We start from the raw sequence: 15,079 nt of genomic DNA, 5'->3' as shown, positions 1-15,079 counted from the left end.
AACATTTCTTGTGAAGAGGTATTTGATCATGGACAAAGACAAAAAGGTCAGAATATTCATCTGCTACGCTCGCCAAGACGAAGACTCCTGCCACGAGCTCGTCAGCCAGCTTGGTTTTATTGGATGGGACAGAGACGTAGACATTTTTATAGACAAATTTTGCGAAAAAGGGGACAAGTGGAAAAACACGATTAGAACAAAAATCCGAGACGCAGATATTATTGTGTTTTTGGTTAGTCAGAATTTTTCAAACTCCACTTTTATCAAGAAATTCGAGTTCCCACTGGCGTGGACAAAGTGCGAAACAGGAGAGGCTATAGGCCTACCTGTAATCCTGACAAACACAGGAATTCCGCTTAAGCTCCAAGAACTTCAATGCGTATACAGCCACGACGGCAAACCTATCTTGGACAGCGCAGATAGAAGCCTTGCTTGGTGCCACGTCGTAGCAGAAATCTCGAAGCATGTGGAGCGATTGCAGAAGGCACGGCGCGAAAACCTGCTTTTGACAGAAGAGGTCAGGGTCCTTCTTTCAAGTATCGTAAAAGAAGCATCATCGGTTTGGTTATGCACGCGCACGGGTCTAGGTTGGAATAAGGACGACTTCCTTCATCATCTCTTGGAGAAGAAACAGTTCAAAGCAAAAATTCTTTTTCTGAACCCGAAAGGAAAGACGTTTAGAAATGACAGTGACAACAATTACAAGCCAAGCTCCCAGAAAGGTTTCGCCAAAGCTGAAAGTCCAGATCAGCGTCAAATTGAGGCAGAGGATTTGCATCGAAAAATCGTTCGTGAAGGCCACTTTGTAAGAGTCGCTGATATCTTGTTACCAAGGACGTTCTGGGCAATCGGTGAAGCCGACTGTGAAACACCAACAGTTGCTTTTATAGAAACCCAAATGCACCTAGCGGATTACGACGGCAATTTATACCTCCCTGCTTCCAGAGGCGATTCTAACATCCGAGCGTATCAAGCTATTTTTGAACAATTATGGAAGCAGGCCACCCCCGCCATCGAAGCATAGCGATAGAAGACATCGTCTGTGCTCAACAATTATGAGAGCTGAGATCATTCGCAATGATCTACGATCAGGGCCAAACTGCTAGCTACCACGGAAGAGGCGTGGCGATCCACGGTCCTCTCCCTCTCGTCGACGCGTCCACCGTCCTCTTTCTGGAAAACCTCGCGAAGCGTCACGGCCCGGTCTGGGCGGCTCCCGACGCAGCTCCGTTGGCACCGCAGGTCGACCTGGAGGACCTGCGCTACATGCTGCGGCGATTGTCGTGCGTCTCGCAAGTAGTGGACTCGGCGCTGACTCTGCCCCTCGGCATGCCACGGGTAAATTTTCCGCCGTTTGCTGTTGAATGCTTGGCTAAGGGACTCGCGAGACTTGCTCCGGACGATGAACCAATCCCACGCGAATGCTCGCTAACCGAATTGTTGGCCGACCGTCCCGACCAACTGGTGCTGCTCACCGGTTGCTTCGACCTGATCCATGCCGGCCACGTACGCTTGATCGAGGCGGCGGCGGCCTATGGTCGGCAGCCGGTTGTCGCGGCGCTCACCTCGCGAGGCATAGCGGAGCAGCCAAAGAACCGTGGCGACCGGCCACTTTGCAGCATGACAGATCGGCAGATCATTCTGCGCGCCTTGCGCTTCGGGGCTCGGGTCATTTTCTTCGATGGCCCGAATAGCCTCGACATCATCCGCTCCCTGCGCCCCGACCTGTGGGTCAAGTCGGCACAAGATAGGGAACGCTCAATCGTGCAAGAGGAAGCACGATTGGTGGAATCTCTGGGTGGACGCGTGCTTTGGCTGCCCGGCCAAGACGGTTCATCATCGACGGCTATCGCGCAAGCGCTGCGAACGTTCCGCATCCAGACAAGTTCGCCAGGAACGGCAAAAGCGCGACCAGCTCAGTTGAATGCATCGACGCGCTAGCACCAACAGGGCGTCGATCGAGGCGGCGTGGCGCGGCGCCAGGACTTATTTCTCCCGGCAGTAGGCATCGCAGTAGGCATCGCACTAGTGGACGTGTGAAGCGTCGCATTCGATACTACGCGCCTTACCTTAAGTGGCCCCCCGCGGGAAGTGCCGCCGCCTATCTGGACTCTTGATGCCTATACATTCTGCCCACCTCGACCGAAGCTGGCCGGCTATTGCGCGGCCGTACGTCACTGCCGGCACGAAGGCAAGTTCATCGTATTCGCTGATCTTCCAGCACTTGCTTCTCGCTTTGCTGATGATGGTGCTAGCACCATTCGCTTACGCGCAGCTCACCCTGCCCAAGCAGTTTTCCGGATTGCTCCAGCCGGCGCCGGCCACGCAGGCCGCCGCCGGCGAAGAGGCCAGCGACGGACGCGCCCACGCCGAGGCGCTACTGGCCGAGGCGCGCCGTCAACAACAGGAGCAAGTGCAAAAGGAGCTGGGAAGCGCCGAGGAGGGATTGCCGACCAGCGAGCGCCAGCGCCTGCTCGATCGATTGGTCCTTTTTTACAGCGACCGCCTGAAGCTGTTTGACGAACTCGATACGCTGCAATACTCACCACCCGAGACGGCAAACCAGCGGACGCTGATGGCAGAGCTCGCCGGCCCGCCACCCTACTCCGCCTTGCGGGTCGATGCCCTGCGTGATGAACACGACACCCTGAGCGCGCAGCTGAAAAGCCTGACCGCTTCTGTCCGTGCACTCGAAGCCCAGCAGGCCGGCCTGGTAGAGGCGCGCAAGCGAGCGAGCGAAGCCCTTCGTCTGGCGGCCGATCGGCGCAATCAAACCGACAAGGATCGCGACAAGCACGAGCTCGCTGCGCTGCGCCTGCAAGAGGCAGAGGCCGACGTGACCGCCAACGGCCTGGCCCTGGACTTCATGAATCTGAAATTGAAGAAGCTGCAACCACTCGCCGAACAAATGCGGCGCCTGCTGTCCCGCGTCCTCCCCGAACAGAAACTTGCCAAGGACGAGCTCGAGCAACAGCAGGCGAGAGCGCGCGGAGACCTGGCCAAAGTGAGCACCGAAATCGATCAGCTCACCGCCGAAAACAACAAACTCACGGTCGAGCACGAACGACTGGCGAAACTGCTGCCGGGCGCCGATCCCGATGGCCCTATTGCCTATCGCATGCAGGTTCTTGCCGAGCAGATGGAGACCAACCGCCTGCGGCTGATGACCTTGACCTGGCTGCACGGCCTGATTCAGATCGCCAGCGACGCCTGGCGTCAGCGTTTCGTCGGTTACAGCTCCGACGATGCTGCGGCCCGGCAGGCGGTTCTCGTGGCGCTGAAACGCACCAGTGATGAGCTCACCAGCCGCCGCGACCTGTTCAACGAACTGCAGAACGGGGCACGCGTCGCGGTCCGGCAACAAGCGCTGCGGCTCGACAATCCATTGCTCAGTTCCAGTGCGAGAGCACAGGAAGCGGCGATTCTGGAGGCCCTCGAGAAGCGTGTGCAGGCCTACGAACGCCTCGAAGTTGCCGGCAGCCGGCTCTATCGCCAGCTGAACCGCTGGCTGGCGGATTTTGGCTTCAGCGGCGAAGCCGGCGACGCCAGCAACTGGAAGCTCGGCGCGCTGCAGGTGAAACAGGTTCTCAAGGAGGTCTGGGACTTCGAGATGTTTGCGGTCGAAGATTCGACCGTCGTCGACGGCAAGACGGTGACCGTTGCCTACGGCGTGACCGTCGGCAAGAGCATTGGCGCGATTGCCCTGTACATCGTCGGCTACTGGCTGTTCTCGCTGCTCTCGGCGCGTATGCAGAGGCTGATGGTGAGCCGCTTCGATGTCGACGAGCAAGTGGCCGGGGTCATTCGTCGCTGGGCGATGATCACCCTGGCGATCGTGCTGATCATCTTCATTCTCAATCTGGCACGCATCCCGCTCACCGTTTTCGCCTTCATGGGTGGTGCCCTGGCCATCGGCGTCGGTTTCGGAACACAGACGATCATCAAGAATGTCATCAGCGGCATCATCATCCTCTTCGAACGCAAGATTCGCGTTGGCGACATCATTTCCCTCGCCGGCACGACTGGCTACGTGACCCAGGTCGACCTGCGGGCATCGACGGTGCTCGGCTTTGACGGTATCGAGGCACTGGTACCCAACTCCAGCCTGCTCGAAAACGAGGTCGTCAACTGGACCCATTCCGATGCCCGTATCCGGCGCGAAATCAAAGTCCGCATCGCCTACGGGTCACCGGTGCATGGCGCGGCCGATATCATCCTGGGCTGCGCCGCCGATCACGGAGAGGTCTTGAAGAACCCGAAGCCGGAGGTTTTTTTGGAGGACTTCGGTAATAATGAGCTACTGCTGGTGCTGCTTTTCTGGGTCGAGCTCGGGCCGAAGCTGTTCGGACGCCGGGTCGACAGCGACCTGCGCTTTGCGATGGAGAAGCGCCTGGGCGCCGCCGGAATCAGGATCCCCTTCCCGCAGCACGACGTGCATCTCGACGCCTCGCAGCCCCTGCCGGTGCGTATCACGCCGGCGCCCCCAGCCACCGACTAACGAAAGGAAAGTGCCATGAACCAGAAACTCCTTGAGCGCATCGACCGCCCCGGCCAAAAAAAGATTCTCGCTTGCGACGGCGGCGGCATCCTGGGCCTGATCAGCGTCGAGATCCTGGCCAGAATCGAAGCCGAGCTACGCGCCAAACTCGGCAAGGCCGACCTTGTACTCGCCGACTACTTCGACTTCGTCTGTGGCACCAGCACCGGGGCCATGGTTGCGGCGTGCATTGCGGCGGGCATGTCCACCGACCGGATCCGCAAGTTCTACGTCGAAAGCGGCCAACAGATGTTCGACAAGGCATCCCTGTTGAACCGTCTGAAGTACAGTTACAACGACGAACCGCTGGCGCAGAAGCTGCGCAGCGAGCTTGACGCGGCGCTCGGGCATGAGTCCACGCCCGGCGAAGCCAATGCCACCCTCGGCGATGCCAATCTGCGCAGCATGCTGATGATGGTGATGCGCAACGCGACCACCGATTCCCCCTGGCCGGTCTCCAACAACCCGCGCGCCAGGTACAACCAGCTCGATCGCCAGGACTGCAATCTGCGCCTGCCGCTCTGGCAACTGCTACGGGCAAGCACTGCCGCGCCGACTTTCTTCCCACCCGAGGTGGTCACTTTCGCGCCGGGTACGGACAGGGAGTATCAGTTCGTCTTCGTCGATGGCGGCGTCACCACTTACAACAATCCGGCTTTCCTGGCTTTCCAGATGGTCGCCGCTGCGCCATACCAGGTCGGCTGGCAGAGCGGCACCGAAAACCTGCTGATCGTCTCGGTGGGGACCGGCGGCGCCGCCAACGCCCGCCCCGATCTCAAGGCCGACGATCTGTGGCTGCTCGACAACGCCAAGAACCTGCCCGGTGCGCTGATGAACGGCGCTTCGGCCGGTTGGGACATGGCCTGCCGGACGTTGGGCGAATGCCGCTTCGGCCCGTCCATCGACCGTGAATTTGGCGACATGGTGATGGCCCCGGGGGGAAAGCAGCAATGCCAGCGCCGGCAAGCAGTTCGCCTACCTGCGCTACGACCCCGACGTCAGCCAGGCGGGCATCGACGCGCTCGGCCTGCGTGGCATCGACGCCAGGAAAGTGCAGGTCATGGACTCGGTAAAAAACATCGGCGACATCCAGAAGGTCGGTCAGACCTATGCTGCCAGAAGCGTTTCAATCGACCATTTGCGGGGCTTTTCCTGAGCGAGAAAAGCGCTTCCGCAGGCTAAGCCAGAACGCACAACGGACACTCAGGGGCGTGGCCGCGAACGACGATCGAGCATGGCCAGCAGCGGCGGATCCTGGTTGTAGATGTCTACGCGAAAGGACACCGTGCCCATGTTGTCGGCAGCATCGGACCCCTCGGCGACGGCTGTACGATAGAGCAGCATCACCGGTACATGCCGGCCCACCGGCAGCGTTCGCGTGCGTGCGCTGGCGATCGCGGCGGCCAGCGCTTGCTCGTTCCAGCGCTCCGGATCGTCAAGCAACAGCAGCGCCAGCTCGCGCGGTTTCTCGATCCGCACACAACCCGAACTGAGGGCTCGCACGGGTTTGCTGAAGAGCGCACGCGACGGTGTGTCGTGCAGATAGATGGCGTAGCCGTTCGACAGCGAGAACTTGACCTGACCAAGCGCTCCGCGGGAACCGGATTCCTGCACCACCTGATACGGGAAACCGCCGCGTCTGGCACTGCTCCAGTCGATCTGCTCCGGAGCCACCGCCTGCCCGCTACGGTTGACGATGCGCAAATTGTGCTGTTGCAAGTAGGCCGCATTACGGTTCATGCCCGGGATCACGTCCTCGCGCAGAATGGTCGGTGGCACCACCCATTTCGGATTGAGCACCAGATGCTGGACATGGTCGAGTAGCACCGGCGTTTCGCGGGCCGGACGCCCGACCATTACTTTCGATGACCACACCCGCGCCCCATCGAGCTGGAGAGCTGCATTGAAGCTGGTGATATCGACCACCAGCCGATCCGCACTCATGTCACGCGCCACCCAGCGCACACGTTCCAGGTTCACGCGGATTTGCGCCACGCGTTCGGCCGCGCTGACGTTCAGCGCGGCGACCGTGTTGCTTCCCACCGCCGCGTCGGGGCGCAGGCCGTGCGCCGTCTGGAAGCGCTGCACGGCCTCGGCAAGCGCCTTGTCATAGCGCGTGGCATCGCCGCGCGCGCTGGCCTTGCCAAGCTTGTTGCCCTGGCGCTCACCTGCTGCATCCGCTTTACCGGCTTTACCCGCTTTACCTTTACCCTCTTCTGCCAGCCAGCCCTCCGCCTGCAGGCGCGCGCGTAGCGCCGGTACGCGCGCATCGCTCTCGCCGGGACGCAGCGTCGGACCGTCGGGGACGCTTGGCCAGCCGCCCTTGGCGGCCAGGGCCGTGAACCGTGACAGGGCTTGCTGCAAGCCGCGATAGGCTGCGTCCTGCGGTGCCAGCGCCGCCAGTGCGCTCTGCAGCGAGGCGGCTTCGAGCACTTCGTCCAGCGTCTGCGCGCGCTCCTGTACGCCGGGCGGCGGGGAGAAATTCCAGGTCGAATAAAGCGCGGAGGGATCGACCTTGCCGTAGCGCAGCTGCCGCACAAGGCGCGCCAGGGTCTCGGTAAACAGCAGCTCCCGGTGAACGATCATCTGCGCATCGTCGTCGCTTCGGGCAGCCACCTTGCGCAGCGCGGCAATGTCAAAATCGTCGGGCGCCAGCCCGTGCTCCCGGCTGGCCTCGACCGCGGCGATCAGTTCGCCTCGGCGCGCGTTGTCGGTCCACGCCGGTCGATAGCCCCGTCCGTAATAGAAGAGCCGGATGGCGGCGGCCTCGCTCGAGCCGCCCGACGACTCAACGCTGGCGGGCTCGTTCAGCGCCTGTTCGAGGCGCTGCGCCAGTGTCGTAGCCGGCGCCTGCGGCGAAGAGACCGGCGCCGGCCTGCTGGCGAAGGCGTCTGGCGCCGCGACCGCCTGCGCCAACGCCGGCCCAGCAAGCCCGGTCAACAGCATCGCCGCAGCGAGCCGCCCCAGCGACGCTGTGGCCGCCCTCCGAACCGCCCCGGCACCGCCCAACAAGTCATTGTTCCAGAAGCGCATTTCTTGCAATCCCTGAGAGTGGAAAGACCTATCCAAGTATCGTACCGTCGCTCGGCGAGCGATTGCTGATCGCGCCCACGATTCATTGCAACAATGCCGCGAGCGCCAAAGAGCACGAAATTTACTACACATATGCAGCGACCGCTTGCTGCCGCCTGAATTTCTCAGCGCCCGGCCCAGCGCCAGGCCGCCAAGGAGCCAGCGAACAGCACCTGCCAGCGCGCACCCGCAACGTTGCTTGGAGAGGCCAGAAGCGACGAAGTTCTTCAAAGCACCTCTTCAAAGCACTCGACTAAATACAAGCCAGCGTGCGCGATACGGTCAACATCGGCGCAAGATCGGGTAAAATGGGCGCTCCACGCGTTTTCCGGATAAATCTGACCTATGCCCGATCACTCCAAGCCCTCGCATGGCACTGCGCACCGCAAGACCGTACCACATCGTCGTTTACTTCTGAAGGGATTAGCCGCTCTCCCGCTGGCCTTGCCCTTCCGCTCAGCCAGCGCTGCCAGCGCCGGCACCGCCAAATACCAACTGAAGTTTCGCCACACGCACACCGACGAATTGCTCGACGTCGTTTTTCGCGACAACCGCGGCTACATCGCCCCCGCCATTCAGCGCATGAACTGGCTGCTGCGCGACCACCGCTCCGGCGAGATGATCCACATGGATCCGCAGTTGTTCGACATTCTGCATGCACTGCGCGCACGTTGCGGCGGCGAAACCTTCGAAATCATTTCAGGCTACCGCTCACCGCTCACTAACGCATCGCTGCGTAGCCACAGGCGCGGCGTCGCCAAGAATAGCCTGCACATGGACGGACGTGCCATCGATGTGCGCCTGGTCGGTTTCGATACTGCGCGCCTGAGCCAGGCGGCAGTGGACCTGGGAATTGGCGGCGTCGGCTATTACCCCAGAGCCGACTTCCTGCACGTCGACACCGGCGACTTTCGTACCTGGGGCGCGGCGCGGAGCTGAGCGGCAGCCAGCCATTGCCAGCACCGCCGTGCAGGACAAGGATAGCCGCTGGCAGGCAGCAGCGCCGAGCCCGCGTCGGCAAGGCCCGACCTCCGCCACGACCTCCACGACCGCCGCTCGAAAGTGCAGAAAATGATCGACGACCTGTTTTCCCGCCTTGACAGCGAAGATCAGCGCCGGGAAATCCTCGCCGATGGCGCCATGTTGCTGCATGGCTGCGCGCACGCACAAGCGCCGGCCTTGCTCGCCGCGGTGGACGAGATCGCCGCGGCAGCACCTTTCCGCCGCATGCAGACGCCCGGCGCCTTGCGCATGTCGGTGGCCATGAGCAACTGCGGTGCGCTCGGCTGGATCAGTGGCCGCCAGGGCTACCGCTATTCGCCGCTCGATCCGGACAGCGGGCGGCAGTGGCCGGCGATGCCCGCCGTTTTCTGCGAGCTTGCCCAGAAGGCAGCCGCCGCAGCCGGTTTTCCTGGCTTCACGCCGGATGCCTGCCTGATCAACCGCTATGAACCGGGCAGCAAGCTCTCGCTTCACCAGGACAAGGACGAGCCCGATCTCGGCGCGCCGATTGTCTCGGTGTCGCTCGGCTTGCCGGCTGTTTTTCTCTTCGGCGGACTGCAGCGCAAGGAGCCGACGACGCGGCTCCTGCTGGCGCACGGCGATGTCGTCGTCTGGGGCGGCCCTGCCCGCCTGCGTTACCACGGCGTACAAACACTCAAGCAGGGGCTCTTCCCGGAAACCGGGAATTGCCGCATCAACCTCACTTTTCGCAAAGCGGGCCCGCCGGGCCGCCAATGAGCACCCGCTTCAGCTGCTCAATACCCCTGCCCGCATCCTTTCGAGCCGGCGACATTCTGGCTTTCCACCGCCGTGATGCGCAGGAAATTGCCGAACGCGTCACCGCCAGCTCCCTGCAAAAGGGCCTGTTCTGGGCGGCAGCGCCAGCCTGTCTCAGCATTCATTTCGCGGCAGACATGGCCACCGCCAAACTCGACATCGACGACATCGACGACAGCGACGACAGCGACGACAGCGATGGCATCAGCAGCATCGCCGGCAACGCGGCCACGCGCAGCGAAGCCGCCTTCCAGGCCATGCTGCGCCGCATGCTCGGCCTGACGCAGGACATCGAGCAGTTCGCCAGCCATTATCACCAGCATCCACAGCTCGGCCCGCTGATTGCCGGCCATCCCGGTTTGCGCGTACCACTCACGGCCACGCCCTTCGAAGCCTTGACCTGGGCGATTACCGGCCAGCAAATCAGCGTCAGGGCCGCCGTCTCGGTGCGGCGGAAACTGATTGTCGCGACCGGCCGGCGGCATTCGAGCGGTCTGTTTTGCTATCCGGAGGCCAGGCAGATCGCTGCACTGAGCGAGGATGACTTGCGGCGGGCCGGTTTCTCAATGAGCAAGACGCGTTGCCTGCGCTCCCTTGCGCAAGGGGTGCTCAGCGGCAAGCTGCCGCTGGCCGCATGGCTGATGACGCTGCCAATCGACGAGATCCGCGAGCAGCTTCTCGGCGTGCCCGGGATCGGCCCGTGGACCGTCAACTACGCCCTGCTGCGCGGATTCGGCAACCTGGACGGATCGCTGCATGGCGACGTCGCCGTGCGCCGCAAACTGCAAGCGCTGCTCGCATCCCCGGAGAAAATCAGCGAAGCGCAAGCGCGCGACTGGCTGGCACCGTTCACACCCTGGCGAGCCCTGGTCGCCGCCCACCTCTGGGCCATGCCCACGCGCACCTAGCCCCTCGTGGGAGAGGGGCAAATGGTCACCAGCACAAGCCAAGCACTCGCCCCGTCGCGCCTCAAACAGCCACCGCAACCAATTCCGGCTTGAGCACCTCGACCAGTACCCGTGGCGCGATACCCACCAGATAACCGCGGCGGCCGCCGTTGATGTAGATCTTGTCGAGTTCGAGAATGCTGCGCTCGACATACACCGGCATCGCCTTGCGCGTACCAAAAGGGCTGGTGCCGCCAAGCAGGTAACCGGAGTGTCGATTGGCCACCGCCGGACTGCACGGCGAAATCGTCTTGACGCCGATATGACGCGCAAGCTGCCGGGTCGACACCTCACGATCGCCGTGCATGAGCACGATCAGCGGCCGCTTCCCGTCGTCTTCCATGACCAGCGTCTTGATCACCGCATGCTCAGCGATGCCCAACTCGCGGCAGCTGACGGCCGTGCCGCCCTGCTCTTCGTAGGCGTAAGGGTGATCAGTGAAAGCGACACGCGCCGCGCGCAAGACGCGCATGGCCTGCGTAACCGGGAGTTTTTCCTGCGACATGGCCGAATTCTAAGCCGAGAGCATCGCAGCGCACCAGACCACCGTCGCCTGGAGCGCTCGCTGCCGCAGTGGTCTTACTCGCCGAGTTCATCCACAATGGCCCAATGCAAAGCCAAGCCAAGCCAAGCAAACCAATGAAAGCAAGCATCCTGCACATCGACGCCGCCTACCGGGGTTTTTTTGAACTTCGTCGCCTCACCGTCGAGCACGATCTTTTTGACGGTGGCAGCAGCGGCCCGTTACTGCGGGAAGTCCTGCATCGAAGTGACGTCGCTGCTGCCCTCCTCTACGACGCCAGCACCGACAAGGTCGTGCTCGTGGAACAGTATCGTGCGGGCGCGCACCTGGCGGGAGAAAACCCGTGGCTGATCGACATTGTCGCCGGCCGCATCGAGGCCGGGCAGACGCCCCTCGACACAATCCGGCGCGAAATCACGGAGGAATCAGGGCTGACGCCGACCGTCATCGTGCCCATCGGCATCTATCTCACGGCGCCACACCTGTCCAGCGAACACGTGCATCTCTATTGCGCGGCGGTGGATGCTGGCAATGTTGCCGGATGCCATGGCCTGGCGCACGAAGCTGAGGATACCCGTCCGCTCGTGCTGGCTCGCAGCGAAGCACTGGCGGCGATGGCAACGCAGCCCTTGTCCCTGTGGGCTGGACTGGCGCTCGCTTGGCTTGGTAACGAGCAGCGGATCCCCCCTCTCCCGCAGCCCCTCCCCCGCGAGGGGGGAGGGGAGCTTGACCGTGCGCGCGGTGGCGTTGATGGCTAGGCCCTCACCCACGAGGGTTGAGGGGAGCAGGTCGCTGGCAGAACCGAGGCTTGCGATTACACGCTTGCGATTACATTACAGGTGGCCGTCCGGGTCGTTTGCCCGCGAAGACTTTGCTGCACGGCATGGCTGGCAGGGGAGACAGATCAGGGAGTGGCCAGCCGGCAGACATCGACCCACTCGCCCTTGGTCACCGCCGCCAACTGTGCGGGACTGATCCGGATGGCCGTGTGGAGCGCACCGGCAGCGGGCAAGACCTCGTCGAAGTCCTGCAGCGATCGATCCAGATAGATCGCTAGTGGCTGCGCCAGAGCGAAGGGACAGACGCCGCCCACCGGGTGCCCGGTCAGCTCGACAACCTCATCCGGCGGCGACATTTTGCCTTTCCCGAAGGCCGCCCTGAACTTGCGGTTATCAATACGGGCATCACCGCGTGCCACGAGAATGATGACCCGGCCATCCGCCAGGCGAAAAGCGAGCGTCTTGGCGATGCGACCAGGCTCGACGCCGTGCGCTTCGGCAGCCAGGGCAACCGTGGCGGTGCTGACTGCCAATTCGATGATCGGCAGATCCAGATCGCGGGCAGAAAAGAAATCACGTACGGATTGCAAGCTCATTGCGGGTCTCGTAAAGCACGCGCCAAGCCAGATGGGCGCGCGCCGGATATTAGCGGCGCAAGCTCCGCCCGGCAAGCCCTCGCCTTGTCCGCCCTGGAAGGCACGCATGCGATGCTTCAGATGCAAATCTCGACGGTGATGACCCTTGGCAACGATTTCAGTGCTTGGCGCCGCCCTCACCCCGATGCGAAAACACCTTGTCACCTTCTTCCATCCGCAAGATTGCCTTGACAGCGCCGATATTTCGCTGCTGAGGAGCCGCGCACTGCGACACCGGCGAGATCTTCCAACTGGCGGCGTGACTTTGTTGATCATCTCGGCAAGAATGACGGACAACGCCAGCCCAACGCTTCACTACGGGGGCACGTGGAAATCTCGCTGCCGCTATCGCCGACAATCGAGGTGCTGAATCGGGCCTGAGCCTCTCGATACGTGCTCCGCCTGCCAGCGCTGGTGGAGCGAGGATAGCAACGGGAGTTTTGTCCCACGTTTTTTGTCCCGGCTTCGGGCTCCCGGCGCCGGGATCGGCGAGGGACGAGCGGCAAGCGGCAGAAATCACAGCAATGAACCGTAATGGCGTGCCGCGCACGCCGCCTATTAACAACAGGAGTAAATATTCGTGGCCAAACAGTTATTGATCTATGAAACGGCAGTGCCGGTTTCCGCGACGCGTCATGCCGGCGTGTCCCTGGAAGGGAGCGACAGCTATGCCTTCAGCGCGGCTATCAATGCCGTGCCGCTGACGGCAGTCGAGTTTCCGCGAGCCACGGCCGAGTACGCTGTCGTCTTTGCCGCCGACGGCGAGGAACTCATGCCGGTGGTGATACTCGGCATACGCAACGAACAAAACCTCTACCTGGCGCCGGACGGGCACTGGACGGCCGACTACATTCCGGCCTTTATCCGCCGCTATCCCTTCGTTTTTGCATCCACGGCCGACGGCAAATCGCTCACCCTGTGCATCGACGAGTCGCACCCCGGCGTGAACCGCGAAGGCCGCGGCAACGCCCTCTTCGGCGACGACGGCAAGCCGACGCCCTACGTCGACAAGGTGCTCGAATTTCTCAAGGATTATCAGGCGCAATTCGAACGCACCCGGGTTTTCGGTCGCCGCCTCAAGGATCTCGGGCTGCTCGAACCGATGCAGGCGACCGTCAGCACGCCGAAGGGAGAGAAACTGAGCCTCGGCGGTTTCATGGTCGTCGGCCGCGACAAACTGCGCGCACTTTCCGGCGAGACCCTGCAGCAGCTCGTGAAGAGCGACGAGCTCGAGTTGCTGTACCTGCATCTGGCGTCCCTGCGCAACTTCAACACCGTCAAGGACCGCCTGGTCGGGACCCTCGCCGACGAGCAGCCAGCGACCGATGGCGCCTGATTCCGCCCTTCCCATTCGACCTTCCATATTGCCCCGTTAGCACGTTGCCCATTCCAAATTCCCGCGCCTCCTCGCAATGACGGTAATGACGGTGGCTGCGGGAGAATGATGTCGGCAAGCGGGACGCCCGGCTGCCGCTCGCCTCACTTCGCCTCCTGAACGGCGGCCTTCGGTTAATCGTTCTTTGCCTTGGGAACAAGCCCGCATGTTGATCACTGCCGCATTCATTGTCCTGGTCTTCGGCTACAGCCTGGTGTCGCGCCGGCTGGAAAGCACGCCGCTTACCGCTCCCCTCCTGTTCACCGCGGCCGGTGTGCTGATGTTGCTCTTCCCGGCAGCGTCCAGGGAACTGTTCCTCGACCGCAAGGCGCTGCTGCTGATCGCCGAAGTTGGCCTGGTGATGACCTTGTTCACCGACGCCTCGCACATCAGCCGCCGCGCCTTGCAGGACAATCACAGGTTGCCGGTGCGTTTGCTCAGCGTCGGCATGCTGCTCACCATACTGCTCGGGGCGGCGGCGGCGATGGTGTGCTTCGCCGGACTGTCGTGGTGGGAGGCCGGCATTCTCGCCGCGATTCTTGCGCCCACCGACGCCGGCCTCGGACAGATCATCGTCAACAGCCCGCGCGTGCCGGCACGCATACGGCAGGCGCTCAACGTCGAGGCAGGGCTCAACGACGGACTGGCGGTTCCCTTCCTGATGCTGTTCATTGCCCTTGCTGCCGCCATCGAGGAAGGCGTCGGCGCACGCAGCGTCCTGGCGCATTTTCTCCTCGAACAGATTGGCTACGGAACCGCGCTCGGACTGGCGATCGGGCTCGGCGGGGGTCTGCTGATGGGGCTGGCGCAGCGCCGGCAGTGGATGTCGCCCGAGCTTGGCCAGCTTGGCGTCGTGGCGATGCCGCTCCTGTGCATACTGGCCGCGGAGGAGTCCGGGGCGAGCATGTTCATCGCCGCCTTCGTGGCCGGCCTGGCGGCACAGGTCGGCTTCCCGAAAGTGGGGCGCCACAGTGTCGAGTTCACCGAAGGCTGGGGGCAGCTGTTCAATTGGTTCGTCTTCTTCCTGTTCGGATTGCTCTTCGCGCTCGACTGGCAGGATTTCACTCCGCTCATCGTCCTCTACGCAGTCCTCAGCCTGACGGTCGTGCGCATGCTGCCTGTCGCGCTGGCCGTCGCCGGCATTGGACTCAGTCGCGCAACGGTGCTTTTCCTCGGCTGGTTCGGCCCGCGCGGCCTGGCGTCGATCGTCCTCGGGCTGGTTTATCTGGAGCAGCAGGCGAATCTGCCCGGCGAGAACACCATTCGTCTGGCGGTGATGGCTACCGTGCTGCTCAGCGTTGTCGCGCATGGTTTGAGCGCCAAGCCGGGCATCGAGCGCTACGCCCGCAGTTGCAACGAACTGCCAGCGGACGCCCCGGAACACGCAGCCATCAATACGCCGGTAGAGAAATGAAATAGCGAAATAAGGAAA

Annotated in this window: 13 protein-coding genes; 10 read left to right on the top strand and 3 right to left on the bottom strand. The window is 62.4% G+C overall.

What is annotated here, in order from left to right; all coding sequences use genetic code 11:
• Positions 1 to 28: 28 nt before the first annotated feature.
• From QZ648_RS02120 to QZ648_RS02105, 4 genes are all read left to right on the top strand, one after another.
• Positions 29 to 1,024 (top strand): toll/interleukin-1 receptor domain-containing protein, encoded by a 996-nt coding sequence (locus tag QZ648_RS02120; protein ID WP_291995960.1) that lies wholly within the window; start codon positions 29 to 31, stop codon positions 1,022 to 1,024.
• Between the two features lie 53 nt (positions 1,025 to 1,077).
• Complete coding sequence (locus tag QZ648_RS02115) at positions 1,078 to 1,941, top strand: adenylyltransferase/cytidyltransferase family protein (RefSeq protein WP_291995959.1); 864 nt, start codon at positions 1,078 to 1,080, stop codon at positions 1,939 to 1,941.
• Positions 1,942 to 2,116: 175 nt separating this feature from the next.
• Positions 2,117 to 4,498, top strand: coding sequence for a mechanosensitive ion channel domain-containing protein (locus tag QZ648_RS02110; protein WP_291995958.1), 2,382 nt, complete (start codon positions 2,117 to 2,119; stop codon positions 4,496 to 4,498).
• A gap of 15 nt (positions 4,499 to 4,513) precedes the next feature.
• The gene (locus QZ648_RS02105; RefSeq protein ID WP_291995957.1) at positions 4,514 to 5,719 is read left to right on the top strand and encodes a patatin-like phospholipase family protein; all 1,206 of its coding nucleotides are present in this window, start codon (positions 4,514 to 4,516) and stop codon (positions 5,717 to 5,719) included.
• Between the two features lie 21 nt (positions 5,720 to 5,740).
• Here the strand turns inward: QZ648_RS02105 and QZ648_RS02100 are convergent, their stop codons facing one another.
• Positions 5,741 to 7,570, bottom strand: a complete 1,830-nt coding sequence (locus QZ648_RS02100) for a L,D-transpeptidase family protein (protein ID WP_291995956.1) — start codon at positions 7,568 to 7,570, stop codon at positions 5,741 to 5,743.
• A 384-nt stretch (positions 7,571 to 7,954) separates the two neighbouring features.
• On the opposite strand from QZ648_RS02100, the gene QZ648_RS02095 reads away from it, so the two are divergent.
• The 3 genes from QZ648_RS02095 to QZ648_RS02085 all read left to right on the top strand — a co-directional run bounded on the left by QZ648_RS02095 (position 7,955) and on the right by QZ648_RS02085 (position 10,296).
• Positions 7,955 to 8,548 (top strand): DUF882 domain-containing protein, encoded by a 594-nt coding sequence (locus QZ648_RS02095; RefSeq protein WP_291995955.1) that lies wholly within the window; start codon positions 7,955 to 7,957, stop codon positions 8,546 to 8,548.
• Positions 8,549 to 8,680: 132 nt separating this feature from the next.
• On the top strand, positions 8,681 to 9,349 hold the full coding sequence (gene alkB, locus QZ648_RS02090) for a DNA oxidative demethylase AlkB (protein ID WP_291995954.1): 669 nt from the start codon (positions 8,681 to 8,683) through the stop codon (positions 9,347 to 9,349).
• Positions 9,346 to 10,296, top strand: a complete 951-nt coding sequence (locus tag QZ648_RS02085; RefSeq protein ID WP_291995953.1) for a 3-methyladenine DNA glycosylase 2 — start codon at positions 9,346 to 9,348, stop codon at positions 10,294 to 10,296. Before alkB ends, QZ648_RS02085 begins: the two co-directional genes overlap by 4 nt.
• Positions 10,297 to 10,357: 61 nt before the next feature.
• On the opposite strand, the gene ybaK is transcribed toward QZ648_RS02085, so the two are convergent.
• Positions 10,358 to 10,840 (bottom strand): Cys-tRNA(Pro) deacylase, encoded by a 483-nt coding sequence (gene ybaK / locus QZ648_RS02080; RefSeq protein ID WP_169066741.1) that lies wholly within the window; start codon positions 10,838 to 10,840, stop codon positions 10,358 to 10,360.
• 134 nt (positions 10,841 to 10,974) lie between these two features.
• Between ybaK and QZ648_RS02075 the strand changes: the two genes are divergently transcribed.
• Positions 10,975 to 11,616, top strand: coding sequence for an NUDIX domain-containing protein (locus tag QZ648_RS02075; RefSeq protein WP_291995952.1), 642 nt, complete (start codon positions 10,975 to 10,977; stop codon positions 11,614 to 11,616).
• A gap of 146 nt (positions 11,617 to 11,762) precedes the next feature.
• On the opposite strand, the gene QZ648_RS02070 is transcribed toward QZ648_RS02075, so the two are convergent.
• Positions 11,763 to 12,233 carry a YbaK/EbsC family protein gene (locus tag QZ648_RS02070; protein ID WP_169066716.1) on the bottom strand — a complete coding sequence of 157 codons (471 nt, stop codon included), beginning with the start codon at positions 12,231 to 12,233 and terminating at the stop codon, positions 11,763 to 11,765.
• A gap of 619 nt (positions 12,234 to 12,852) precedes the next feature.
• On the opposite strand from QZ648_RS02070, the gene QZ648_RS02065 reads away from it, so the two are divergent.
• Complete coding sequence (locus QZ648_RS02065; RefSeq protein WP_169066717.1) at positions 12,853 to 13,608, top strand: SapC family protein; 756 nt, start codon at positions 12,853 to 12,855, stop codon at positions 13,606 to 13,608.
• Between the two features lie 205 nt (positions 13,609 to 13,813).
• Entirely contained in the window at positions 13,814 to 15,061 is a 1,248-nt protein-coding gene (locus QZ648_RS02060) for a cation:proton antiporter (protein WP_291995951.1), read from the top strand.
• The last annotated feature ends 18 nt before the right edge of the window (positions 15,062 to 15,079 follow it).

The sequence above is a fragment of the Candidatus Accumulibacter sp. ACC012 genome (genome assembly GCF_907163155.1).
Taxonomy (GTDB): domain Bacteria; phylum Pseudomonadota; class Gammaproteobacteria; order Burkholderiales; family Rhodocyclaceae; genus Accumulibacter; species Accumulibacter delftensis.
This window is presented reverse-complemented; position numbering and strand designations above follow the sequence as displayed.